Annotated in this window: 20 protein-coding genes and 1 tRNA gene; 10 read left to right on the top strand and 11 right to left on the bottom strand. The window is 67.1% G+C overall.

The window, feature by feature from the left end; translation table 11 throughout:
* Positions 1-55 precede the first annotated feature (55 nt).
* Positions 56-700 (top strand): Rho termination factor N-terminal domain-containing protein, encoded by a 645-nt coding sequence (locus tag EKE94_RS01315; RefSeq protein ID WP_127904802.1) that lies wholly within the window; start codon positions 56-58, stop codon positions 698-700.
* On the opposite strand, the gene EKE94_RS01310 is transcribed toward EKE94_RS01315, so the two are convergent.
* The 3 genes from EKE94_RS01310 to proS form a co-directional block, all read right to left on the bottom strand.
* Positions 691-1,185, bottom strand: coding sequence for a DUF2937 family protein (locus EKE94_RS01310; protein ID WP_127904801.1), 495 nt, complete (start codon positions 1,183-1,185; stop codon positions 691-693). The genes EKE94_RS01315 and EKE94_RS01310 overlap by 10 nt on opposite strands.
* Positions 1,186-1,341: 156 nt before the next feature.
* On the bottom strand, positions 1,342-1,977 hold the full coding sequence (locus EKE94_RS01305; RefSeq protein ID WP_127904800.1) for a GDSL-type esterase/lipase family protein: 636 nt from the start codon (positions 1,975-1,977) through the stop codon (positions 1,342-1,344).
* 100 nt (positions 1,978-2,077) lie between these two features.
* A complete protein-coding gene (gene proS / locus EKE94_RS01300; RefSeq protein ID WP_127904799.1) occupies positions 2,078-3,418 on the bottom strand; it encodes a proline--tRNA ligase in 1,341 nt (446 codons plus the stop codon).
* A gap of 463 nt (positions 3,419-3,881) precedes the next feature.
* Here proS and EKE94_RS01295 point away from each other — a divergent pair, with 463 nt between their 5' ends.
* The 4 genes from EKE94_RS01295 (at position 3,882) to trpE (ending at position 9,686) form a co-directional block, all read left to right on the top strand.
* The gene (locus EKE94_RS01295) at positions 3,882-4,439 is read left to right on the top strand and encodes a lipid-binding SYLF domain-containing protein (RefSeq protein WP_127904798.1); all 558 of its coding nucleotides are present in this window, start codon (positions 3,882-3,884) and stop codon (positions 4,437-4,439) included.
* A gap of 50 nt (positions 4,440-4,489) precedes the next feature.
* Positions 4,490-5,653 carry an aminotransferase gene (locus EKE94_RS01290; RefSeq protein WP_127905429.1) on the top strand — a complete coding sequence of 388 codons (1,164 nt, stop codon included), beginning with the start codon at positions 4,490-4,492 and terminating at the stop codon, positions 5,651-5,653.
* 329 nt (positions 5,654-5,982) lie between these two features.
* On the top strand, positions 5,983-8,154 hold the full coding sequence (locus EKE94_RS01285) for a peptidylprolyl isomerase (RefSeq protein WP_127904797.1): 2,172 nt from the start codon (positions 5,983-5,985) through the stop codon (positions 8,152-8,154).
* A gap of 14 nt (positions 8,155-8,168) precedes the next feature.
* Positions 8,169-9,686, top strand: coding sequence for an anthranilate synthase component I (gene trpE, locus EKE94_RS01280; protein ID WP_127904796.1), 1,518 nt, complete (start codon positions 8,169-8,171; stop codon positions 9,684-9,686).
* A gap of 112 nt (positions 9,687-9,798) precedes the next feature.
* Here trpE and rnd read toward each other — a convergent pair whose 3' ends face one another.
* The 3 genes from rnd to purM form a co-directional block, all read right to left on the bottom strand.
* A complete protein-coding gene (gene rnd / locus EKE94_RS01275; RefSeq protein WP_127904795.1) occupies positions 9,799-10,956 on the bottom strand; it encodes a ribonuclease D in 1,158 nt (385 codons plus the stop codon).
* Positions 10,957-11,085: 129 nt separating this feature from the next.
* Complete coding sequence (gene purN, locus EKE94_RS01270) at positions 11,086-11,679, bottom strand: phosphoribosylglycinamide formyltransferase (protein WP_127904794.1); 594 nt, start codon at positions 11,677-11,679, stop codon at positions 11,086-11,088.
* Positions 11,676-12,737, bottom strand: a complete 1,062-nt coding sequence (purM, locus tag EKE94_RS01265; RefSeq protein ID WP_127904793.1) for a phosphoribosylformylglycinamidine cyclo-ligase — start codon at positions 12,735-12,737, stop codon at positions 11,676-11,678. Before purM ends, purN begins: the two co-directional genes overlap by 4 nt.
* A 343-nt stretch (positions 12,738-13,080) precedes the next feature.
* On the opposite strand from purM, the gene EKE94_RS01260 reads away from it, so the two are divergent.
* The 3 genes from EKE94_RS01260 to EKE94_RS01250 all read left to right on the top strand — a co-directional run bounded on the left by EKE94_RS01260 (position 13,081) and on the right by EKE94_RS01250 (position 15,533).
* Positions 13,081-13,157 (top strand) — tRNA-Ile (locus EKE94_RS01260).
* A gap of 370 nt (positions 13,158-13,527) precedes the next feature.
* Positions 13,528-14,499 carry a hypothetical protein gene (locus EKE94_RS01255; protein ID WP_127904792.1) on the top strand — a complete coding sequence of 324 codons (972 nt, stop codon included), beginning with the start codon at positions 13,528-13,530 and terminating at the stop codon, positions 14,497-14,499.
* Complete coding sequence (locus EKE94_RS01250) at positions 14,496-15,533, top strand: GSCFA domain-containing protein (RefSeq protein WP_127904791.1); 1,038 nt, start codon at positions 14,496-14,498, stop codon at positions 15,531-15,533. The genes EKE94_RS01255 and EKE94_RS01250 overlap by 4 nt, the downstream gene beginning before the upstream one ends.
* Positions 15,534-16,465: 932 nt before the next feature.
* On the opposite strand, the gene EKE94_RS01240 is transcribed toward EKE94_RS01250, so the two are convergent.
* From EKE94_RS01240 to mgtE, 3 genes are all read right to left on the bottom strand, one after another.
* On the bottom strand, positions 16,466-17,398 hold the full coding sequence (locus EKE94_RS01240) for an ATP-grasp fold amidoligase family protein (protein ID WP_164870779.1): 933 nt from the start codon (positions 17,396-17,398) through the stop codon (positions 16,466-16,468).
* Between the two features lie 123 nt (positions 17,399-17,521).
* Positions 17,522-18,157: a 5-formyltetrahydrofolate cyclo-ligase gene (locus EKE94_RS01235; protein WP_127904789.1), complete on the bottom strand. Its 636-nt coding sequence runs from the start codon at positions 18,155-18,157 to the stop codon at positions 17,522-17,524.
* A gap of 46 nt (positions 18,158-18,203) precedes the next feature.
* Entirely contained in the window at positions 18,204-19,595 is a 1,392-nt protein-coding gene (gene mgtE, locus EKE94_RS01230) for a magnesium transporter (protein WP_127904788.1), read from the bottom strand.
* Positions 19,596-19,746: 151 nt separating this feature from the next.
* Here mgtE and guaD point away from each other — a divergent pair, with 151 nt between their 5' ends.
* Complete coding sequence (gene guaD, locus EKE94_RS01225) at positions 19,747-21,030, top strand: guanine deaminase (protein ID WP_127904787.1); 1,284 nt, start codon at positions 19,747-19,749, stop codon at positions 21,028-21,030.
* Between the two features lie 234 nt (positions 21,031-21,264).
* Here the strand turns inward: guaD and EKE94_RS01220 are convergent, their stop codons facing one another.
* Complete coding sequence (locus tag EKE94_RS01220) at positions 21,265-22,086, bottom strand: alpha/beta fold hydrolase (RefSeq protein ID WP_127904786.1); 822 nt, start codon at positions 22,084-22,086, stop codon at positions 21,265-21,267.
* Between the two features lie 53 nt (positions 22,087-22,139).
* The gene (locus tag EKE94_RS01215) at positions 22,140-22,535 is read right to left on the bottom strand and encodes a DUF2147 domain-containing protein (RefSeq protein WP_127904785.1); all 396 of its coding nucleotides are present in this window, start codon (positions 22,533-22,535) and stop codon (positions 22,140-22,142) included.
* A gap of 215 nt (positions 22,536-22,750) precedes the next feature.
* On the opposite strand from EKE94_RS01215, the gene hisA reads away from it, so the two are divergent.
* Positions 22,751-23,470 carry a 1-(5-phosphoribosyl)-5-[(5-phosphoribosylamino)methylideneamino]imidazole-4-carboxamide isomerase gene (gene hisA, locus EKE94_RS01210; RefSeq protein WP_127904784.1) on the top strand — a complete coding sequence of 240 codons (720 nt, stop codon included), beginning with the start codon at positions 22,751-22,753 and terminating at the stop codon, positions 23,468-23,470.
* Positions 23,471-23,522: the final 52 nt, after the last annotated feature.

Below are 23,522 nucleotides of genomic sequence, written 5' to 3'. Positions count from 1 at the left end.
GTCGCGCGGGACCCCTTGGCGGGGTTCCGCGTTGCTGTGCCAAAGGAGATCCCGCATGGCCAGCGCAGACCGCACCCACCCCGAGCTTTGGGACGAGGTAAAGGACGAAATCCGCCAGGGCGGCAAGGGCGGAAAGCCGGGCCAGTGGTCGGCGCGCAAGGCGCAGATGGCGGTTCAGGAATACAAGCGCCGCGGCGGCGGATACGATGACAGCGGCCCGGCGCAGGATGAAACTCACCTGCACCAGTGGACCGAAGAGGACTGGGGTACCAAATCGGGCCGCGAAAGCGGCGACAGCGGCGAACGCTACCTGCCCAAGCTCGTCCGCCTCTTGCTGACCGAAGAGGAATACGACCGCACCACAGCCACCAAGCGCGGCGGAAAGATGCAGTTCGTCGACCAGCCCAAGGACATTCGCGACAAGGCCGCCAAGATCCGCAACGACGGCCCCACCCTTGAGATGCTTCACGACCGCGCGAGCGAGCTGAAGATCGAGGGCCGGTCGGACATGTCGAAGGACGCGCTACTGAAGGCGATCGAGGATGCGACCGACGAAAACGGGCGCGCCCTCGGCTCGGCCGCTGCGCTGGAGGCGATGACCCGCGACGCGCTCTACGAGCTGGCGCAGGACCGTGACATCGAGGGGCGGTCGGACATGACCAAGTCCGAGCTTGTCTCGGCGCTGAAGGATCAGGCGTAGTCGCGGCGCCCGAACAGGATCCGGCGCAGGCCGCTCAGCACGAAGGCGATGATGATCCATCCCCCGACAAAGCCGATGCCGGCAAAGATCAGGCCCTCTACCGTGACGGGCATGGCGGGACGGAAATCTTCGAGCGTGTCGTCGATCAGCTCGCCGTCCGAGAAATACCACGGCTTCACCAACCGTTCGAGAGGTTGCGCGCCCACGAGGTGCGCGTAGTCCTCCTGCAGGGTGTCATAGCGGGTGATGGCGCGGGACATGGTGCCGCGCATCTCGTCGCTGACGGCATTGCCACCAAGCTCGGCCAGCGCGGAATCGCGGTCGAGCCCGGCCGCCGCGGCGGTGGTATCGAAGCTCTCCACGACGACGTGAAGCTCGTTCAACGCGCCCGACAGCCGTTGCAGGTATTGCTGCGAAAACTCGGGAAACTGCGACAGCGCAACCGCGCCGGCGAAGCCCCCCACATAGGAAAGCGTACGGATCATGACCTAGCCTCTGCCCGATGCGGTCTGACGCCGCCTGGGGGTGATGATAGGGCGCGGCGGGCTGGGGTTCCACCGGGGCCCCGCGGATTCCCGCGATACGTGACCTTGGGGCAACCTCGGCGGCGATGCGCCGTGACCGGTCCGACGCCGCGCCGCTCAGCCCAGTGCAAGGCGCAGGGCGGGAACCAGCCCCGCCCCGATGGCCCGCGTCGCCGCGGGGTCGAGGTGGATGCCGTCCACCGGCGACACCCGCGCCACCCGGCCCGCGTCAAGGAACCCGGCCCCCAGCTCCTTGGCCACGGCGGCATAATGGGCGGCAAGCGCCTGCGCCTCGTCCGCCATCGCGGCGGTGACGACGCCGCCGGGCGTCTCCTCGACCATCGGCGGCGCGACGAGGACAAGCTTGGGCACCTGCCCGGCCTCATAGGGGAACCGCTGCACGATCCGACCCAGTGCGCGCATCCCCTGCCCGCAGCGACGGGCCGAAACCGCCATGTTCACAAGGTCGTTCGTGCCCAGAAGGATCACCACCGCCGCGAGCGGCTGGTGTGTGGCCAGAAGTGTCGGCAGCAGCCGCGCGCCATTGCGGTCGGCCGGTCCGCACCAATCGTCGTGAATGAGCGTGCGCCCATTCAGCCCCTCGGCCAGGATCCGCACCTCCTGCCCCGCCGCGCGCAGCCCGGCCCCGAGGGCCGAGGGCCAGCGGTCGGCCAGCGCATGACGCCCGCCCTCGGGGGCATGGCCCCATGTCAGGCTGTCGCCGAAGGCCAGAATGGCGGCCGGATCGCTCATGCCCGGCCGCCGGTCGCGAGGGGCGTGCCGAAGCTGCCGGGCAGGTCGGCCGCCGGGCCACGCGCCAACCGCGGGCGCGGCAGCACCTGCGCCCCTCCGGTCACGCGATGCCCTTGTAAAGCTCGACGACCTTGGCGATGGCGGCGGCGGGCGACATCTCTTCGCTTTCGCCGGTGCGGCGCGAGGTCAGCTCGACCTTGCCTTGCGCCACGCCGCGCGGTCCCGCGGTGATCCGCCACGGCAGGCCGATCAGGTCCATCGTCGCAAACTTGGCGCCCGCCCGCTCTTCGCGGTCGTCGTAAAGCGGCGACAGGCCCGCCGCGGCGAGGCCCGCGTAAAGCTCGGTGCAGACGGCATCGGTGGCGCTGTCCCCCTGCTTGAGGTTGACGATGCCGGCATGGAACGGCGTCACGCCCTCGGGCCAGATGATGCCGCGGTCGTCGTGGCTGGCCTCGATGATCGCGCCCAGAAGCCGGCTGACGCCGATCCCGTGCGACCCCATGTGCACCGGCACCCGGGCGCCGTCGGGCGTGGTGACCATGGCGCCCATCGCCTCGGAGTACTTGGTGCCGAAATAGAAGATCTGCCCCACCTCGATCCCGCGCGAGGTCTGGCGGCGATCCTCGGGGATCTCGCCGTAAAGCGTTTCGTCGTGGGTTTCGTCCGTGCGGGCGTAGGGCGTGGTCCACTCTTCGCAGATCGCGCGCAGCTCGGCCGGGTCGTCGTAGTTCACCAGCCGGTCGCCGAGCCTCAGGTCGGTGATCGCGGAATCATAGAACACCTCGCTTTCGCCGGTGTCGGCGAGCACGAGGAATTCATGCGTGTCGTCGCCGCCGATGGGGCCGCTGTCGGCACGCATCGGGATCGCCTTCAGCCCCATGCGTTCGTAGGTGCGCAGGTAGCTGACCATGTGGCGGTCATAGGCGATCATCGCGTTTTCGTAGTCGAGATCGAAGTTGTAGCCGTCCTTCATCAGGAACTCGCGCCCGCGCATCACGCCGAAACGGGGGCGCACCTCGTCGCGGAACTTCCACTGGATGTGGTAGAGCGTCAGCGGCAGGTTCTTGTAGCTCGACACGTTCGAGCGGAAGATGTCGGTGATCATCTCCTCGTTCGTGGGACCGTAAAGCATGTCGCGGTCGTGGCGGTCGCGGATGCGCAGCATCTCGGGGCCGTAGGCATCGTAGCGGCCCGATTCCTGCCACAGCTCGGCCGATTGCAGCGTCGGCATCAGAAGCGGGATGTGCCCGGCGCGCTGCTGCTCTTCGTGCACGATCTGCTCGATCCGGCGCAGCACGCGATAACCCAGCGGCAACCACGAATAGATGCCGGCGCTGGCCTGCTTGATCATGCCGGCCCGCAGCATCAGCCGGTGGCTGACGATCTGCGCTTCGGAGGGCGTCTCTTTCAGAACGGGCAGGAAATAGCGGCTCAGGCGCATCTGGGGTCCCCGGGGATCGGTGTCAGTGTCTCTGCGCGGGTGTAGAGGCAGCCCGCCCCGCGGGCAAGCCCGTGCCCCGCCCCCTGCCCCCCGCCGCCCGAGTTGGCGGCACACCGCCCCCTGTTCGGCCCCTCCCCGGCCCGCACCGCGGATGCGGACCGGCACACCCCCGCAGGACGCGAAGATCACCGCGCCCCGGCAGGCAGACCACGAACCGGCAGACCAAGAAGCAGGACGCCGCCAGCGGCGCCTCCGTCTGCTAGCGGTGCAACGCGTGTCGGCACTGCTCCCCTGCCGACGCGACTGCCAGCGGCACGGCCTGCCCCACCGTCGGCAAACCCTTTCGTATCGGCGACATCGGTGCGTGACTTGCGCGCCCCCCTCGCATACGATGCCCCCGCGGCGCGCAGACCCGGCAGAAGGTCTCCGCCCTGGGCACGAGCAGACAAGAAGGGCACCCCCGATGATCCCCCAATCCCGTCGCATGTTCCTTGCGGGCGCGGCAGGCAGCCTGTTCACGGCGGCCTGCGACAATGGCATCCGGTCCCGCGGGGCCGAGATGATCGACCGGCGCGTCGCGAACACGTTGCATTACCTCTTCTCCAGCTTTCCCGCCACGCAGGATCTGCGCGACAAGTCCGCGGGCATGCTGGTGATGCCGCTGGTCACCCAGGCGGGCCTCGGCATCGGCGGCTCCTACGGGCGCGGCGCGCTGCAGGTCGACGGCACGACGATCGATTACTACTCGGCCACGCAGGCCTCGATCGGGCTGCAGATCGGCGCGCAGCAATATGCCCACGTGCTGTTCTTCATGACCAATGAATCGCTCTATACCTTCCGCACCTCGCCCGGCTGGGCCGCCGGGGCGGATATCGAATACGCGGTCAAGGATCGCGGCGGCAACCTGTCGGCGGCGACGACGACGTCGCTGTCTCCGGTGATCGCGGTGATCTTCGGCCAGGCGGGGCTGATCGGCGGCGCCTCGATCAGCGGGACGAAATACACCCGGATCATCCCGTGATCCGGCCGGCGGCCCCGGTTGCGCCGCTGAACCCCGCGCTGGGGGCCACCATGGCGCCGCCCGTGATGGCGGCGCGGCGGTGGCTGGAAGGCGTCACCTTCCCCGCCGACCGGCCGCTTCTGAACATGAGCCAGGCCGCGCCGGTAGATCCCCCGCCCGACGGGATGCGGGCCGCGATGGCCGAGATGGTGCAGCACCACGAGGCCGTGCATCTTTACGGGCCCGTCCTGGGCCTGCCCGAGCTGCGCGCCGAGATCGCCGACCAGTGGTCCGCCGATTACGGCGGGCGGGTCACGCCCGGACAGGTGGCGATCACCGCGGGCTGCAACCAGGCCTTCTGCGCCGCCATCGCCACGCTTGCGTCGGCGGGCGACGCGGTGATCCTGCCGCAGCCATGGTATTTCAACCACAAGATGTGGCTGGAGATGAGCGGGATCGACACCGTCGCCCTGCCCACCGGGGACGACCTGTTGCCCGACCCCGACCTGGCCGCCGCGCTGATCGGGCCGCGGACCCGGGCCATCGTGCTGGTATCACCCAACAATCCGGGGGGCGTGGAGTACCCGCCGGCCCTGCTTGCCGCCTTTCGCGACCTTGCGCGGGCGCGCGGCATTGCGCTGATCCTCGACGAGACCTATCGCGATTTCCATTCCCGCGCCGGGTCGCCGCATGATCTTTTTGCCGATCCCGACTGGGACGATACGCTGATCCAGCTTTATTCCTTTTCCAAGACCTACCGCCTGACCGGGCATCGCACGGGGGCCATCCTGACCTCGCCCGCGCGGCTGGCCGAGGTCGAGAAGTTTCTCGACACCGTGGCGATCTGCGCGCCCCAGCTGGGCCAGCATGCCGCACTTTGGGGGATGCGCAACCTTGCCACGTGGCGCGCCGCCGAACGGACCGAGATCCTCGACCGCCGCGCCGCGATCGAGGCCGGGTTCCCCCGCCTGTCGGGCTGGACCCTGCGCGGCGCCGGCGCCTATTTCGCATGGGTCGAACACCCCTGGAAGATCGGGTCCGACGTCCTGGCCCCGCGGATGGTGGCCGAGGCGGGCGTGATGCTGCTGCCCGGCACGATGTTCCGTCCCTCGGGCGGGACCGCCGGCAGGCCGGAGGGCAGCACCGGGCAGCAGGAATTCCGCATCGCCTTCGCCAATGCCGACCGCGCGGGCATCGGCACGCTCTTCGACCGGCTGTCGGAGTGGGCGCCCTAGCCCGGTCGCCAACCGCCCCAGTCGCCCGCCACCTGTCCTCCGGCGCCCGACCGGCCGGCCGCCTCTGATCGCCGCTCACCACCCCGGCCCGAGCCCGGGGTGGCGCCCCGTCCTCCGCGCCACGGCCCGGCGCCTGTTCCCTGCCCGGTCGCACGCCACGACTCCTCGCGCCCCGGACCCTCCCACCGCGGCGCCACCCGCCCGACGAAGCCGCGCCTTCCGGCAGGCACAGCCGCCGCGTCCCCGCCCGGTCGGCGGCGCCCTTGCCCCGACTTCCACGCTGCCCTAGACACCTCTGGAACTGGGAGAAGCCCGAAGGGACCTGTGGCATGGCGCGCGCGAAGAGATCCGTATCGAACATGATCGTGTGGGTGATCCTGCTGCTGCTCATCATCGGGCTGGCGGGGTTCGGCGCGACGAATTTCGGCGGCTCCACCTCCGCGATCGGACGGGTCGGCGACACCGAGATCACCGCGCAGCGCTATGCCAACGCGCTTGACCGCGAACTGCGCGCGATCCGCGCCCAGACCGGCCAGGCGATGACGCTGAGCGACGCCCGCGCCTTTGGCCTGGACCGCGTGGTACTTGAGCAGATCGTGGGCCTTACCGCGCTCGAGGACGAGGCCGACCGCCTGGGCCTGTCGGTGGGTGACGAGACGCTGGCCGAGGAGATCTCGGCCATCCCCGCCTTTCAGGGGCTGAACGGTGCGTTCGATCGCGAGGCCTATCGCTACACGCTTCAGCAAAACGGGATGAGCGTGACCGAATTCGAGACCCGCGTGCGCGAGGAAACCGCCCGCACCATCCTGCAGGACGCGGTATCGGGCGGGATCGAGGCGCCGCGGCCCTTCGTCGACACCCTTTACGAATATGCGCGCGAAGCCCGCGATTTCCGTTGGGCGACGGTCGGCCCGGACACGCTGACAGCCCCCCTGCCCGAGCCGACCGAGGACGAGCTGCGCGCCTATTACGAGGGGAACGAGACCGCCTATACCCTGCCCCAGCGTCGCCGCATCACCTATGCCTGGGTCACGCCCGAGATGCTGGTCGACGATGTCGATATCCCCGAGGACCGGCTGCGCGCGCTTTATGACGAGAACATCGCCCAGTACGTCCAGCCCGAGCGGCGGCTGGTCGAACGCCTGGTCTTCTCGGACGCGCAGGCAGCCGAAGATGCCCGCGCCGCGATCGACGCCGGCGAGACCGATTTCGACACTCTGGTCAAAGACCGCGGCCTGACGCTGGACGACGTCGACTTGGGCGACGTGGCGCAAGAGGACCTGGGCGCCGCGGGCGAGGCCGTCTTTGCGCTGGACGCCCCCGGGATCGCCGGCCCGGCGGAAAGCCCGCTTGGCCCCGCGCTGTTCCGGATGAACGCGATCCTGCAGGCGACCGAGGTGCCCTTCGAGGAGGCCGAGGAGGACCTGCGCGCCACCTACGCCATGGACACAGCCCGTCGCCAGATCACCGACGAGGTCGAGCGTCTCGACGATCTTCTGGCCGGCGGCGCCACGCTCGAGGACCTGGCGGCCGAAACCGACATGGAGCTGGGCGAAATCCTGTGGTCGGGCCAGACGGCCGAGGGGATCACCGCCTACGACGCATTCCGCGAGGCCGCGGCCGCTGCGCAGGAGGGAGATTTCCCGGCGATCGTCGAACTGGCCGACGGCGGCGTCTTCGCCCTGCGCCTTGACGGCATCGTCGAGCCCGAGGTGCAGCCCTTCGAAGAGGTCGCCGACCGCGTCCGCGCCGACTGGACCGAGGCGCAGCAGCGCGACCGCCTGCTGGCGCGGGCCGAAGAGATCGCCGAGGCGATCCGCACCGGCGCGCCCATCCTGTCGCCTGCCGAAGCAGCCCCCGCCGAAGCAGCCGAAGCCGGGGACGCTGATGTTGCGCCTAATGGGTCGCAGACCGACGGGCCTACGATCGAAGAGACTACGGCGGCAGGTGAAGCTGGGCAAGCTGAACTGCCGACCGGCGACGAGGCAACCGCGGGCTCTGAAAATGCCGGGACCGAGGCCGACGCCGGAGCCACCGAAGCCGAATTGCCCGAAGCCGAAGGAACCGACACCGTCGCGGCAGAGGACGTCTCTGAGGACACACCCGCGGACTCTGCCACGGACAGCGGTGCCGATGCCACCGCGACGCCGCTGGTAGCCGCCCTCGGCGCCGACGCGGTGCGCGAGGAAACCGGGATCCTGCGCGACGATACGTTCCAGGACGCGCCCGAGCAGCTGATCTCGACCGTGTTCGCGATGCAACCGGGCGATGTCGAAACCTTCGCCACCGACACCGGCGCTGTGATCGTGATCCTCGACGCCGTGAACCAGCCCGACCCCGAGAACGACGAAGCCCAGGCGGCCAAGTCGAACTTTGCCCGGCAGGCCGCGCAGGGCTATGCGCAGGACCTGGTCGACGCCTACACCCAGGCGATCGAGCGGCGCGAGGGGGTCGAACTGAACCAGTCGGCGATCAACGCCGTCAACAGCCAGTTCCCCTGACCCCGGACCGCGCCATGATCCTCGTCCCCGATTACGCAGATTTCGAGGCCGGTTTCACCGCCGGCCAGAACCAGGTGGTCTATGCCCGCCTTGCCGCGGATCTCGACACGCCCGTGTCGCTGATGCAAAAGCTTGCCGCCGCCACGCCCAACAGCTTCATGCTGGAAAGCGTGACGGGCGGCGAGGTGCGGGGCCGCTACTCGATCATCGGGCTGAAGCCCGACCTGATCTGGGAGTGTCGCGGCACCTCGGCCCGGGTCAACCGCGCCGCCCGCTTCGACCCCGAGGCGTTCGAGGATCTGCCGGGCGATCCGCTCGACACCCTGCGCGCGATCATCGCCGAAAGCCGGATCGACCTGCCCGAGGGGATGCCGGCCAGCGCGGCGGGGCTTTTCGGCTATCTGGGTTACGACATGATCCGGCTGGTCGAAACCAAGCTGGGCGCCCCCAACCCCGATCCGCTGGGCCTGCCGGACGCGGTGATGCTGCGCCCGTCGGTCATCGCCGTGCTGGACGGCGTGAAGGGCGAGGTCACGGTCGTGGCGCCAGCCTGGGCCGGATCGGGCCTGTCGGCGCGCGCCGCCTATGCCCAGGCGGCCGAGCGGGTGATGGACGCGGTGCGCGACCTCGAACGCAGCCCCGCGGGCGCCGTTCGCGACCTTGGGCCGGACAGCGCCGCGCCCGAGCCCGTGTCGAACTTTGCCCGCGCCGATTACCTCGCCGCGGTCGAGACGGCCAAGGAGTATATCCGCGCAGGCGATATCTTTCAGGTCGTGCCCAGCCAGAGATGGGCGGTGCCCTTCACGCTGCCGCCCTTCGCGCTTTACCGGTCGCTGCGGCGCACGAACCCCTCGCCCTTCATGTTCCACTTCGACTTCGGCGGCTACCAGGTGATCGGTGCCAGCCCCGAGATCCTGGTCCGGGTCTTCGGGGGCGAGGTCACGGTGCGCCCGATCGCGGGCACAAGGCGCCGCGGCGCCACGCCCGAAGAGGACCGCGCGCTTGAGGCCGAGCTTCTGTCCGATGAGAAGGAGCGCGCCGAACACCTGATGCTGCTGGACCTGGGCCGCAACGACGTGGGCCGGGTGTCGAAGATCGGCACCGTCCGCCCGACCGAGCAGTTCATCGTCGAACGCTACTCGCACGTCATGCACATCGTGTCGAACGTGGTGGGCGAGCTTTCCGACGACTGCGACGCGCTGCAGGCGTTCTTCGCCGGCATGCCCGCGGGCACCGTGTCGGGCGCACCAAAGGTCCGCGCGATGCAGATCATCGACGAGCTCGAGCCCGAGAAGCGCGGCATCTACGGCGGCGGCGTTGGCTATTTCAGCGCCAATGGCGACATGGACATGTGCATCGCGCTGCGCACCGCCCTGGTCAAGGACGGCACGCTCTACATCCAGGCTGGCGGCGGCGTGGTGCAGGACAGCGACCCCGAGGCCGAGTTCCAGGAGACGGTGAACAAGGCGATGGCGATCCGCCGCGCCGCCGAAGAGGCCGGACGTTTCTCTTCGGGCGGCGGCAACGGCTGAGCTGGGGCTGACCGGGGGATTTGCCCCCCTGGTCCGGCACACACCCGCGGCCCGTCGAGGGATGGATCGTCACAGGGCGCGCAGGCGATGCAGCCGCGCGCCCTGCACGCGATCAGAGGTCGATCACCCGCACCTGCGCGCCCTTCGCGGCCAGGCCGATTTCGCCCCGGCACAGCCGCAACGCATCCGCACCGAAGACCGTCTTGCGCCAGCCGTTCAGCGCCGGGACACTGCGATCCCCGCCCGCGATGGCGTCGAGGTCGGAGGACGTCGCGATCAGTTTCTGCGCCACGCCCGCCGTTTCCGACTTGGCCTTCAGCAACACCCGCAGAAGATCCGCCAGCGCCGGGTTCACCTGCAGCTTCTCGCGGCTGCGGTCGGGGCGCGGATGGTCCTTGGGGTCCATCTCGACCCCGGCCTTCACCGCAGCCAGGATGCCCTCGGCAATCTCGCCCTTGCGCGCCTCGCGCAGAAGCAGGCGCGACCGGCCGAGATCCTCGGGCGATTGCGGCTTGGTCGAAGCAAGCTCGATCAGCGCGTCGTCCTTGTAGACCCGGCTGCGCGGCACGTTGCGCTCTTGCGCATAGGCCTCGCGGAACTGCGCAAGCTCTTTCACGATGGCCAGGAACTTGCCCGACTGGGTGCGGGTCTTGACCCTCTGCCACGCCTCTTCCGGCACGATCCGGTAGGTCGCGGGATCGGTCAGGACAGACAGCTCTTCCTCGACCCACGCGGTGCGACCGGTCTTTTCCAGCTCGGCCGAAAGGTATTCGTAGATGTCGCGCAGATGCGTCACGTCGGCGATGGCATAGGTCTTCTGCGCCTCCGACAGCGGGCGGCGCGACCAGTCGGTAAAGCGCGAGGTCTTGTCGAGCGGGGCATTGGCGATCTTGCGCACCAGCGTCTCGTATCCCACCTGCTCGCCAAAACCGCAGACCATAGCCGCGACCTGCGTGTCGAACAGCGGTCTGGGAAAGACGTCGCCCTCGATAAAGAAGATCTCGAGATCCTGCCGCGCGGCGTGGAACACCTTCACCGTGCTCTCATCCCGGAAGAGATCGTAGAGCGGGTCGAGCGACAGGCCTTTGGCCAGCGGATCGACCAGCACCGCATCCTCTTCGGCGGTGCCGGGCACCGCAAGCTGCACGAGGCAGAGTTTCGAGTAATACGTGCGCTCGCGCAGAAACTCGGTATCGACGGTGACGTAGGGCGCGGCCTTCGCACGTTCGCAAAAGGCGGCCAGAGCTTCGGTCGTGGTGATGGTGATCATCCGGGCGATCTGCGTCCTCTTTCCTCGGGGTCTGCGTTACTTAGGTCCCGCGTCGTCCGGTGGGTTTGCCTTACTCAAGGTCGGCGGGCCAGACGTTGATATTGGCTCAGGTATCGAAAGGAAAGCCCGTCAGGACAGGTGCACGGGGCTGCGGTCCCCGGATGCAAAGCGGCGCAGGACCGCCGGATACAGCCGGTGTTCCATGGTCAGCACCCGCGCGGCCAGGTCCGCGGGCGTGTCGTCGGGAACGACCGGCACCCGCGCCTGCCCCAGAAGCGGCCCGTCATCCAGCGCGGCCGTCACCTCGTGCACCGTACAGCCGGCCTCAGTGTCGCCTGCAGCCAGCGCCCGGGCATGAGTGTCGAGCCCTGGATAAAGCGGCAGAAGCGACGGGTGGATATTCAGCATCCGCCCCTCCCACCCGGCGACGAAACCGGGGGTGAGAATCCGCATGAAGCCCGCGAGACACAGGATGTCGGGGCGCGCGGCGTCGAGCTTTTCGGAAAGCGCGGCCTCGAAGGCCGCGCGGTCACCGCGGAACGGGCGGTGATCCACTGCCGCCGTTGGCACCCCCAGCTCGGCCGCGCGGGCAAGGCCCGCGGCGCCGGGATCGTTCGACGCGACCAGCACGGGCCGTGCGGGGTGATCGCCGGTCATCGACCGCACCAGTGCCAGCATGTTGGATCCGCCGCCCGAAATCAGGATGGCGACGCGCAAGCTCACGCCAGCCGGCCCTCGTAGGAGACGCCCTGCCCCGCTTCGACATGGCCCAGACGCACGACCGTCTCGCCCGCCGCTGTCAGCTCTGCCGCCCGCACCTCGGCCACCTCGGGGGCGACGACCAGCACCATGCCGATCCCCGCGTTGAAGGTGCGCAGCAGCTCGGCCTCGTCCAGGCCGCCGGCCTCGCCCAGCCAGGTAAAGACCGGCGGCAGGCGCCACGCGCCCAGGTCGATCCGCGCCCCCATCCCGTCGGGCAGCACCCGCGGCAGGTTCTCGGTCAGACCGCCGCCGGTGATATGCGCCGCGGCGTGCAGCCCTCCGGCGCGCATCGCGTCGAGCACCGCGCGCACGTAAAGCCGCGTGGGCGTCAGCAGCGCGGGGCCCAGGGGCCCGTCGGCAAAGGGGGCCGCGGCATCCCACCCCAGGCCTGCCCGCTCCACCACGCGGCGGACCAGCGAAAAGCCGTTCGAATGCAGCCCGTCCGAGGCAAGGCCCAGCAGCACGTCGCCCGCCGCCACGTCGCGCGGCAGGGCGCCGCCGCGCTCCATCGCGCCCACGGCGAACCCGGCGAGGTCGAAATCACCCTTGGCGTACATGCCCGGCATCTCGGCCGTCTCGCCGCCGATCAACGCGCAACCTGCGCTTGCGCAGCCCTCGGCGATGCCTGACACGACGATCTCGGCCTCGGCCACGTCCAGCTTGCCCGTGGCAAAGTAGTCGAGGAAGAACAGCGGCTCGGCCCCCTGGCACACCAGGTCGTTGACGCACATCGCGACAAGGTCGATGCCGACGCCGTCGAGCCCGCCCAGACCGGCCGCTGCGCTTTCGATGGCGACGCGCAGCTTGGTCCCGACGCCATCGGTCGCGGCAACGAGCACGGGGTCGGCAAATCCTGCCGCGCGTGGATCGAAAAGCGCGCCGAACCCGCCCAGGGCGTCCATCGTGCCGGGCCGCGCGGTACGCGCCGCGTGCGGCTTGATCCGTTCGACCAGAGCGTTGCCCGCGGCGATATCCACGCCCGCGTCGGAATAGGTGAGACCGCGTTTGTCGGTGGTCATGTCGGCTGGCCCGCCCCTTGATCTGATGGATACCGGCCACGGGCCCCGTCGGCCGCGGCATGCGCCCCGGCGATAGCCGATCCCGCCTGCGGGGGCAACGCCGCGGCGACCTCTGGCCTTGAACACGCTCGATCACCGCGGTTTCGACACACCCGGGGGCGCCCGGACTGCCGACATCCACCTTGAACCGGCGGTACCTGAAAGCTCCGCGCCGCGCCACGATGGCGCCGCGTGATACGACACCAGGTCGCGGACGCCGCCACCCCCGGCATGTGCCGCGCCCCTTTCGGCATGGCGCTGCGGCTTGACCGCTCCGGCGTCTCTGCTATCCAGCAGCCTACGGGGGCCTGTAGCTCAATTGGTTAGAGCAGAGCGCTCATAACGCTTTGGTTGCGGGTTCAAGTCCTGCCGGGCCTACCAAAACCCCGATCTATCGAGCAGACCCTGTGTTCCCATGCCCCGTGCAACACTCTCGGAGTGCTGTTGACGATCGATGACTTGCGGACTTCGTGTCCCACGCATCATAGACCATTGAGGTCCCATCCCGGACGCGCGAAAGCTGACCCTCATCACAAAAGAACTGGGCAAGGATCCTTCTCTGCGTTTGTCAAACGGCTTTTGCGCCCGAGGTGGCATCGGCCCGCGCTGACTTCGTCTTTCGCCGCCGATGTGTCTCTGCTACCATCACCGCGGGCGCCACCCTCGAAAGTTTCGGAATTTGGTCAAAACCAGAATCTCGGAACCGTTTCTTGGCCGGGGCGGAAGGTTTCTGAAGTATAGGGCTGGAAAATTGAGCACCACTCAGCAATTAAATGATCTGTTAAAGAATGCCGATAAGAATGAGACCTTTCTTATCGGCAATGGCGAAAACAGGATCCCGGTCAGGTTCAAGCGTGGCGCGGCCAATGCAGCTGCGCTCATAGTTAATTTTCATGGTGCGATAGACAAGAAAACGCGCAAGGTCCCGGCCTTCATTCCTTGGCTGCCCGTTCCCCCCGCAAGCGCTCATCAAATCAGCATTGCAGATCCGATCATAGAGGGTCACGAAGATCTCTCTATTGCTTGGTATGCTGGGTCAGAGCATTTCGACCTTCAGGCTCAACTGCATGAAATGCTCGATGAATTTTCAGATCTGCTGGGTGTTTCGCGCACGATTTTCTTCGGCACGTCCGGCGGGGGTTTTGCCGCGTTGTTCAATGCATGGAAGGCCGAAAGCGATTCAAGCATAGCCATCGTTGGAAATCCGCAAACGAATATCCTGAACTACTACAAGGGCCATGTTGATCGCTACCAAGCTTGTTGCTGGCCCTCCTCCAGCGACGCTGAAGGAATATCGGAATCCATTTGCCACGATGTTGCTGAGCTTTTTTCGAAAGCCTTCACGAAAACTGTCATCTACATCCAAAGCACGGCAGATACTTTTCACATGTCCAATCACATGACGCCGTTCCTGCAGAAAACGGCTGGCGTTAAAGGCGACAGGTTGATTCTGGATGTCGGATTCTGGGGAGGGTTTCGACATGCCCCGGAAATGCGCGCCTACCTGCCATGGATTCGTGCGGCTTTGACCTCTAAGACGACAAGTAAAAAAGATATTCTTATTGCGAAGGCATCGCTCCAGCACGAAGTTTCGGGTGGCGAAGTGGGGAAGACATCCCCGGAAAAAAATTCCAAAAATTTTGAAGAGAAAGATCTAGCCTTCGCCAAGGTCATTTCCGACTGGATGCTGAAAACTGTAGATACTGGAAAGGTCATCTCATGACTAACCCTTACAAAAGTCAGGACAAGAAGGCTTTTTGGAAGCCTGCGATCGCAGAACGCCATTTCGCGGATCTTGAAGACCTTTGGGTTCCGCTGTCTCTCAAGAGAGAGGAAAAGGTCGCTACTGCTGGCAGCTGTTTCGCACAACACATCGGCAACAACCTTGCTGCCCGTGGCGCCAATTTCATGGACATGGAGCCAGCTCCCCCGCTGTTTTCGTCTGAATCCGAAGCCCGGCGCTTTGGATTCGGGGTGTTTTCCTGTAGATACGGGAACATTTACACCACCAGGCAACTGGTTCAGCTTTTCGACGAGGCGCATGGAAACAGGTCGCCAAAGGATGGTATCTGGAAGAAGGGCGATCGCTTCTTCGACGCGCTGCGGCCAGGCGTCGATCCGGTCGGTCAAGAAACCCCCGAAAAGATCGTGGCACTCCGTCAGCAGCACCTGGGCGCAGTGCGCGACATGTTCCGGGATCTGGACTTGTTCGTGTTCACCCTCGGGCTGACCGAAGGCTGGGAGAGCACCCAGGATGGTACAATGTACCCTATGGCCCCCGGAACAATAGCCGGATCCTTCGACGCTGACGCGTACGTGTTTCACAATCTGCGGTATAACGAGATTCTCGATGACATGAACGCGTTCTGGGAGCGTCTCAAATCAGTTAATCCCGGCGCTCGCATGCTGCTGACCGTCTCACCCGTTCCGCTCACTGCGACTGCGACGCAAGAGCACATTCTGCCGGCCGCCGTTTATTCGAAGTCTGTTTTGCGGGCTGTGGCAGGAGACATGGTGACTGATCACGCTGACGTCCACTATTTCCCGTCTTATGAGATTATCTCGTCTCATCCGGCACGCGGAATGTTCTTCAATCCCGATCAGAGGACGGTCAACAGCTTCGGAGTCGATTACGTCATGAGCCACTTCTTCTCGGGTTCGTTGGGGAAAGAGTTCGGCAGCATGCGTTCAAACGAAGAAGAGACAGAGCTGGACCTGATCTGCGACGAGGAGAAGCTGGAAAAGGCGCTCGACTAGCCTCGGGGTTCACCGAGAGGCGTAAATGCGCGGGGTTTCGGCTTCGCTACGCTCCGAACGCGCTGATTTCCAGAGCGAGAGAGTTTCCGTTGCAGCGAGGGTATGGCTTACAGGAAGACCTTCGGACGTTTGTAGTTTCGGGGCGCGACGCGTTGCGGGTACTTCGGCGGGCCGAACCTGACATATCGACGATGGTCTTCCGCCCCGTCCGGCGGGTGAAGCGCACCTTGCCCCCTCGGTCTTCAAGCCATCCTTGAGCGGCTTGGCATCATGACCGCGATCGCCAAGCCGCCACTGAGCCTCTGGCAAACTGCCCGGCATGGCCATTGCGCAGATGCAGTCACTGAGCTGGCCCTAGGCCATGAAGCGCCGCAACGTGCGCCCCTCCGTGCCGGCGACGGCGTGCGACCTGGCCGTCCATGCCCGCCTTCGGGAAAACGAGCCACCGGATCGTTTTCAATCCCCGAACATCGCCCGATCAGGCGCCCGCGCTTCCCTTTCTTGACCCGCAGCGGTGACAAGGTGCGGTGCGCTTCGAGGTGCTTGCGCAGGCTCACTCGAACACACGGCATTTGCCTGCTCACGTCGATCATGATCCTCGGCGCCTTGAGGCACCTCTGCCGGTAACCCCGCGCCGCATCCAGGCAACGCTCCCCCGCCTCCACGGCTGTAGAGCCTTCGGTCTGGGCCATAAGCCACCGGCGCGCCGCGCCAACACACTCCATTGCGATTGATTAAGATAATCCTGCTAGACCACGCCTGTCCTCGACACGGGGACCGCCATTGCTTTGCGGAACGAAGGGCCGCGGGCGATCCTTCTTAGCCGGGGTTAGCCGGAAAACATCGCTCACGATCGTTGTGTTCTTGCGAAGCCCGGCTCACGCCACCCGCCAGAAATCGATGCGTCTGGGGCCCAACTCCTCGCGACGAGTTCACTCATATCTGGCCCCCAAGGCGCCCAGGGGCGGCCTGGGTGCGTCGCGGTCAAGGTCGTAGCCGTTGAACCAGGGAAACCGCTGCTCCCACTTGTCCCCGATCCAGGCGTCCGCACCGGGATCGTCGAAGCTGCATTTCGCCCCCACGTGGAAAGGAGTCAGCTCGCCAAACCAGATCTCGCCGCGAACGGAGTACAGGTCGACCCGAATGTGATCGAATCCGCGCGACAGGTCATACGCAATTTCGACTGCATCGCTCAGATTGGCGGGAAGTTTAGGGTCGGTTTCATGCCTGTCCGTACCGCTCGCCTTGAACGGCAATCGAACACCGTCGGATCCGAAGAAGCTGTGTTTGTGGTCCTCGAAACGTCCGGTATTGATCTGCATGAAATAGTCGAAAGACCCGTCACTCCCATGAAAGCAAAAGAACTTCAGGTCGTCCGGGCTTTGCGGTCCGCCGTCCCCTAGATGCTCCTCCGCAATGATGCAATTCCACTCTCCGCGTTGCCTGCGTGCATTCAGCTTTGTCCCGATCTGGGAATTGAAGTGCTGACAGGTCTCGTCCCAGTCCAGAGCCGCCTTGTCCTCCACGATCAGGTTGAGCCCCGAGGCATAGGATGACTTGAGAACGAACCTGTCCGGCAACAGATCGAAATCGCCGGGCTCCAGCGCGGGTGTCACCAGGTATCGCTTGGGAATGCGTACGCGATCCCCCACCGCTTGCCGGACGAAACTTGGCACGAGATGCTTGTAGCCGATGAGCGGGTAGATCGGATCCGACGGGCCGGTCAGCCGGACAAGGAGTTTCTCGGAAAATGTCCTTGGCGAAACCAGGTCGGGCTCTCGCTTCATGACCCGCCGCCAGTGCGCCAGAACCTGATCGCGACGTGACGGAGTGCCGTCCCCTCGAACAACCTGCTTCTGAGTCATGCGTCCTCTTTCAGCTGCAATGGAGGATGTCTTCCTCGGGCATTTATACGCCCCGGCAGGCGGCCCCGATAGCTTTCGATCATCGGACATGGCTTTGCAATCGCCCCGCATCTTCTCGGGGTATTACGTCAGCGGTCCGATCACCTCATCCTCGGTCACCACCCAGTCGAGCGGGATGTCGGTGGGCTCGATCGGCAGGTCCCCGACCTCCTGCGCCGCGTAGGCGAAACCTATGGCGAGTGCGGCGCCGCGATCGCGCAGGCCTGCAAGGGTACGGTCGTAGAAGCCGCCGCCGTAGCCCAGCCGTCCGCCCTGCCTGTCGAAGGCGACCAGCGGGACGATGACGACGTCAGGCACCAGCGTTGCACTCCGTTCGGGGATCAGCGCACCGAAGGTGCCGGGGATCAGCGTCGCGTCGGGCGTCCACTGGCGAAAGATCAGCGGCGCGCCCCGGGCCTCGATCACCGGCACGCAGACCGGGCGGCGCGCCGCCTCGGCCTCCATCGCCGGGCGCGGGTCGAGTTCCGAGCGGATCGGCATGTAGCCCGCAACGATCCGACCCTCGGTCCGCGCGAGCAGATCGGACAGGCGCGCCGTGGCACGTGCCGTCGCCCCGTCCCCGGCGGTGCCCCCGGATGTCCCCCCTGCCTTGCCGTACGCGGCCTCGCGCGCCGCCAGAGCGTCTCGTCGCAACGCGGCCTTGCGGCGGGTCAGGGTATCGCCGGGCGTGCCGGGGGCGGACGGGGTGGAATCGGTCATCGCTAAGGCCTCGGACATGGGAACCGTGTGACGGGGCAACCCGCGATCAGATCAGGAAGATCCCCGCAAGGCCGAGGAAGACGAAAAACCCCATGACATCGGTCACGGTGGTCACGAAGACGCCCGACGCCAGCGCCGGGTCGACACCCACCTTGTCCAGCGTGAGCGGGATCAGGATCCCCGCAAGCCCCGCGATGACCAGGTTGATGACCATCGCGGTCGCGATCACAGCGCCCAGCATCGGCGTGCCGAACCAGAGAAATCCGATGATCCCCATCAGGATGGCGAAGACGCAGCCATTGACCAGCCCCGCCACGATTTCCCGCCTGAGCACCCGGATCGCGTTGGATCCCGTCAGGTCGCGCGTCGCCAGCGACCGCACCGCCACGGTCAGCGACTGGGTGCCCGCGTTGCCGCCCATCGACGCGACGATGGGCATCAGCACCGCCAGCGCGACGATGGCGCCGATCGTCTCTTCGAACTGGGCGATGACGAGGCTGGCCAGGATCGCGGTGATGAGGTTGACGAAAAGCCAGGGGAACCGCTGCCGCACGATGGTCAGCGTGCGGTCGTTCAGGCTTTCGACCCCGATCCCGGCAAGACGGCGGATGTCCTCTTCGTTCTCTTCCTGCAGGACGATCATCGCATCGTCGATCGTGATGACGCCGACCAGCCGCCCCTCGCCGTCGGTCACCGGCGCCGAGATCAGGTGATACTGGTTGAAGGCATAGGCGACATCGCCCTCCTCCTCGTCGACGCGGAAGGTGCGAAAGCTCTCCTCGACGATGTCGGCCAGCTTCACCTCGCGCCGCGACGACATGATCTTGCCCAGGGTGGTCTGGCCCACCGGGCGCAGCCGGGGGTCGACCAGCACGATGTGGTAGAACTGTTCGGGCAGGTCGTCATGGGCGCGCATGTAGTCGATCGCCTCGCCGACGCTCCAGTGCTCGGGAGCCATCACGACCTCGCGCTGCATCAGGCGGCCGGCGGAGTATTCGGGCAGGCTGAGCGCCTGCTCGACCGCCACCCGGTCCGAGGCTTCGAGGATTTCGAGGATCGTCTCCTGCGTCGGCTCTTCGAGATCTTCGATCAGGTCGACGACGTCGTCGGATTCCAGCTCGAGAACCGCCTGGCTCAGCACCTGGGGGGCCAGCGCGGCGATCACGTCCTCGCGCACGCCCTCGGCCAGTTCCGACAGGATATCACCGTCGAATTCGTCGCCCATCAGCGCGATCAGGGCGCGGCGGTCGTCGTCGTCCACCTGTTCCAGAAGGTCGGCGATGTCGGCCGCGTGGAACGGCTCCATCAGCTCCTGCAGGCGGGCGCTGTCCTGAGCCTCGACCGCGTCGAGGATGGCGGACACGGTGCGGGAATCGAGCGCATAGGCATCGTCGTCCCGCGGTTCGAGCACCTCGGCCGTGGCGTTGTCTTGTGCCATGCGCGTCTCCCCCTGCAGGACCTCGTGAACCGCGCCGCCGCGCTGCGGCGACCATAGGCGAGCGTTGCCTTCGCCGCCAGTGGGCGCGGCGCGATTTACCTTGTTCGCGGCTCCGCCTAATGTGGCGTCCGGACATGTCGAAAGGACCCCGATGTCAGAGCTGATCCTGGGCCAGACCCTGGCATTCACCGCCGACCCCTTCGTCGAATCGCACGAGGCGGCGACCCGCCACGAACGCCGCGGCGCCGTGCTGGTCGAAGACGGTCACATCCGCGACGTGGGGTCCGCCGACGCCCTGCGCGCCGCCCATCCGCAGGCCACTGTGACCGATCACGGCGACGCGCTGATCCTGCCGGGGTTCATCGATGCCCACGCCCATTACCCCCAGACCGCGATGATCGCGAGCTGGGGCAAGCGGCTGATCGACTGGCTGAACGACTACACCTTTCCCGAGGAGATGCGGTTCGCCGATCCCGCCTATGCCGAAGAGATCGCCAACCGCTACCTCGACCTGACGCTGGCGCACGGGACGACCACGGTCGCCAGCTTCTGCACCATACACCCCTGCAGCACCGACGCGCTCTTTGCCGCCGCCGAAGCACGCGGACAGAGGCTGATCGCGGGCAAGACCTGCATGGATCGCAACGCGCCCGAGGGGCTGCGCGACACCCCGCAATCCGCCTACGACGACAGCAAGGCCCTGATCGAGGCATGGCATGGTCGCGGCCGGCTGGGCTACGCCATCACGCCGCGGTTCTCGCCCACCTCGTCGCGCGACCAGCTGTCGGCGCTGGGGGCGCTCTGGGCCGAACACCCCGACTGCGCGATGCAGACCCACCTGTCGGAGCAGACGGACGAGGTCGCATGGGTGCGCGAGCTCTTCCCCGAGGCGCGCGACTACCTCGACACTTACGAGGCGGCGGGGCTTCTGGGCCCCGGGGCCCTGTTCGGCCACGCGATCCACCTGGACCCGCGCGAGCGCGCGCGGCTGCGCGACAGCGGCGCGGCGCTGGTGCATTGCCCGACCTCGAACACCTTCATCGGCTCGGGCCTGATGCCGCTGGCCAGCCTGCGCGCCGATGGCCAGCGGATCGGGCTGGCCACGGACACCGGCGGCGGATCCTCCTTTTCGATGCTGCGGACGATGGCCGCGGCCTATGAGATCGGACAATTGTCGGGCACGGCGCTGCATCCCGCGCAGCTTTTGTGGCTGGCAACGGAAGGGTCGGCACGGGCCCTGCGGTTGGAAGACAGGATCGGCAGGCTCTCCAAGGGGGGCGAGGCCGATCTGGTCGTGCTCGACCTCGCCTCGACACCCGCGATCGCGCAGCGGGCGGCCCGGGCAGAGGACATCTGGGAGGCGGTCTTCCCGACGATCATGATGGGCGACGACCGCGCCATAGCCGAGGTCCGCGTGGCCGGGCGCAAGATATGATCGCACGGTTGCGCGGGATCGCACCGCAGTCATGCTGAGCGCCTGCGGCGCACGCCGTCCGGTTTGAGGGCCACCCCGTCGGGGTGGCCCTCGTGCCTCCGGCGGGAGTATTTCTGAAGAGAAGAAGCCCCGGGATTGCGCTCGGCGCCCCGGGCGGTGTCGGGCCCTAACGGGGGAGCGCTAGGGGAGTGTTTGCTCCTTCCCCTAGTAAGGTCCGGCCGGGGCTCTTGGCGATCAGCCCTTGAGGAATGCCAGGAGGTCCTTGTTCAGCTGATCCGCATGCGTCGCGGTCAGGCCGTGTGGGGCGCCGTCGTATTCCCTGAGCTCGGCCTGCGGGGCGAGCTTTGCCGCCTGCCGGCCCGACGGATCGATGGGGACGGTCGCGTCGCCGGTGCCGTGAACGACCAGCGTGGGCACCGTGAAAGCGGCCATATCCCCGCGCATGTCGGTACGACCGAAAGCATCGACGCAGTCGAGCGTGGCTTTGGGGGAGGCCATCATCGCCATGCTCCACGCCCAATGGCGCAGCGCCTCCGAGACGCCGCCGCCGGGCGTCCCCGCGCCGTAAAAATCCTTGAAGAACTCGGTGAAGAAGGCGGCGCGGTCGTTTTCGATGCCCGCCTTCATGCTGTCTAGAACCTCGCCCGGCACGCCGTCGGCGTTGTCGTCGGACTTAAGCATGTAGGGCGCGACCGAGGAGATCAGCGCGGACTGCGCCACCCTTTCGCCGCCGTGGCGTGACATGTAGCGCGCGACCTCGCCGCCCCCCATCGAGAAGCCCACGAGGGAGGCATCGCGCAGCCCTAGCGCGTTGATCACGCTGGACAGGTCATCGGCCATGCGGTCGTAGTCGTACCCCTCCCACGGTTGACCGGAGCGGCCGAAGCCGCGCCGGTCGTAGCTGACGACGCGGTAGCCGCCGCGCGCAAGGGCGAGGCTCTGCGCCTCCCAGCTGTCGGCGTTGAGCGGCCAGCCGTGGATCAGGACGACAGGGCGTCCGCTGCCCCAGTCCTTGACATAGAGCTCCGTTCCATCGGTGCTTTTGACGATCGGCATGGAAATCTCCCTTGCTTTGTCACTGCAACACCGGGGCCGGGGCGGCTGTTCCGCTACTTGACCCGCACCCAGGTCTGGCCGCGGCAGATGCCGAAGACGCAGCCCTCGACGCGCAGACGGTCGCCGGTCAGCTGCATGCGCGAGTTGTAGGTCTTGTCACGGTCCGGCGCCCAGACCTTGCCGTCGCCGTAGGCGCCACCGCCCTTGGGCTGCATGTCCCAAACCATCGCGCGGCCGATATTGGCGCTTTGGATCGGCTGGCCATCCGCGCCGAACGCGCGTTCCAGACCGCCGCAGAGCGCATCCCCGCAGGGCGCGATCCGGACGTGGGCAAAGGCGCCGTCGTCGCCGGGCTGGGTCTGCCACAGCCCCTCGGCAGGATCCGCCGCCGCAACTCCGGCCGTCAAGGTGAACAGGGCCGCCGCGGCGGCCATCAGGGTCGTCTTCATCGCACTCCTCCCAAAGTCGATATCGCCATGGTCGCGCCGGGATGCCCCAACGCCAAGCGAAACGTCACGTCGCGGCGGTGGGAGGCCCGGACAGATGGCGGCGCGCCTGCCCCGGGCCGATCCGTTGTCGGCCCATGCTCTTGTCCTTGGCCCCGCCGCCCGGCTACACGAAGGCCCAACCGCACCCGCGGCGTGCAGCACAAAGGACCCCGGCGATGATCCTCTACCCCGCAATCGATCTGAAGGACGGCCACTGCGTGCGCCTGCTGCGCGGCGACATGGGATCGGCGACCGTCTTCGGCGAGGACCCCGCCGCGCAGGCCCGCAGCTTTGCCGAGGCCGGCTGCGACTGGCTGCACCTCGTCGATCTGAACGGTGCCTTCGAGGGCCGCCCGGTCAACGCCGCGGCGGTCGAGGCGATCCTTGCCGCCGTCGAGGTTCCCGTCCAGCTGGGGGGCGGCCTTCGCGACATGGCCACCATCGAGGCCTGGCTCGACCGGGGGGTGGCCCGCGTGATCCTGGGCACCGTGGCTGTCGAGGATCCGGACCTGGTCCGTGCCGCTGCGCGGGCGTTCCCGGGCCGCGTGGCCGTAGGGCTTGATGCACGGTCGGGCAAGGTCGCGACGCGCGGCTGGGCGGAAGAGACCGACGTCGATGCCACGGACCTGGCGCAAAGCTTCGAGGACGCGGGCGTCGCCGCGATCATCTACACCGACATCGACCGCGATGGCGCGATGGCGGGCCCCAATGTCTTGGCGACCGAGGCGCTGGCCCGCGCCGTGTCGATCCCGGTCATCGCCTCGGGCGGGGTGTCGTCGATGGACGACCTGACCGCGTTGCGCGACACCGGCGTGATCGCCGGCGCGATCTCGGGCCGGGCACTTTACGACGGCGCACTGGACCTGCGGGCCGCGCTGGACGCGCTGGCGGGCTGAGCCCGGCGCCGATGCTCCGTGTCATGGCAGGACGCGCGGCGCGGAATGGGGT

Origin of the sequence: Mesobaculum littorinae, assembly GCF_004011175.1 — a bacterium.
Lineage (GTDB): Bacteria > Pseudomonadota > Alphaproteobacteria > Rhodobacterales > Rhodobacteraceae > Tranquillimonas > Tranquillimonas littorinae.
The sequence above is the reverse complement of the archived record's forward strand: the minus strand, read 5'-3'. Positions and strand labels throughout refer to the sequence as shown.

Excerpts from the sequence above, each read along its gene's own strand:
- EKE94_RS01315 (WP_127904802.1), top strand. The coding sequence starts at position 56 with ATGGCCAGCGCAGACCGCACCCACCCCGAGCTTTGGGACGAGGTAAAG.
- EKE94_RS01310 (WP_127904801.1), bottom strand. The coding sequence starts at position 1,185 with ATGATCCGTACGCTTTCCTATGTGGGGGGCTTCGCCGGCGCGGTTGCG.
- EKE94_RS01305 (WP_127904800.1), bottom strand. The coding sequence starts at position 1,977 with ATGAGCGATCCGGCCGCCATTCTGGCCTTCGGCGACAGCCTGACATGG.
- proS (WP_127904799.1), bottom strand. The coding sequence starts at position 3,418 with ATGCGCCTGAGCCGCTATTTCCTGCCCGTTCTGAAAGAGACGCCCTCC.
- EKE94_RS01295 (WP_127904798.1), top strand. The coding sequence starts at position 3,882 with ATGATCCCCCAATCCCGTCGCATGTTCCTTGCGGGCGCGGCAGGCAGC.
- EKE94_RS01290 (WP_127905429.1), top strand. The coding sequence starts at position 4,490 with ATGGCGCCGCCCGTGATGGCGGCGCGGCGGTGGCTGGAAGGCGTCACC.
- EKE94_RS01285 (WP_127904797.1), top strand. The coding sequence starts at position 5,983 with ATGGCGCGCGCGAAGAGATCCGTATCGAACATGATCGTGTGGGTGATC.
- trpE (WP_127904796.1), top strand. The coding sequence starts at position 8,169 with ATGATCCTCGTCCCCGATTACGCAGATTTCGAGGCCGGTTTCACCGCC.
- rnd (WP_127904795.1), bottom strand. The coding sequence starts at position 10,956 with ATGATCACCATCACCACGACCGAAGCTCTGGCCGCCTTTTGCGAACGT.
- purM (WP_127904793.1), bottom strand. The coding sequence starts at position 12,737 with ATGACCACCGACAAACGCGGTCTCACCTATTCCGACGCGGGCGTGGAT.
- EKE94_RS01250 (WP_127904791.1), top strand. The coding sequence starts at position 14,496 with ATGACTAACCCTTACAAAAGTCAGGACAAGAAGGCTTTTTGGAAGCCT.
- EKE94_RS01240 (WP_164870779.1), bottom strand. The coding sequence starts at position 17,398 with ATGACTCAGAAGCAGGTTGTTCGAGGGGACGGCACTCCGTCACGTCGC.
- EKE94_RS01235 (WP_127904789.1), bottom strand. The coding sequence starts at position 18,157 with ATGACCGATTCCACCCCGTCCGCCCCCGGCACGCCCGGCGATACCCTG.
- mgtE (WP_127904788.1), bottom strand. The coding sequence starts at position 19,595 with ATGGCACAAGACAACGCCACGGCCGAGGTGCTCGAACCGCGGGACGAC.
- guaD (WP_127904787.1), top strand. The coding sequence starts at position 19,747 with ATGTCAGAGCTGATCCTGGGCCAGACCCTGGCATTCACCGCCGACCCC.
- EKE94_RS01220 (WP_127904786.1), bottom strand. The coding sequence starts at position 22,086 with ATGCCGATCGTCAAAAGCACCGATGGAACGGAGCTCTATGTCAAGGAC.
- EKE94_RS01215 (WP_127904785.1), bottom strand. The coding sequence starts at position 22,535 with ATGAAGACGACCCTGATGGCCGCCGCGGCGGCCCTGTTCACCTTGACG.
- hisA (WP_127904784.1), top strand. The coding sequence starts at position 22,751 with ATGATCCTCTACCCCGCAATCGATCTGAAGGACGGCCACTGCGTGCGC.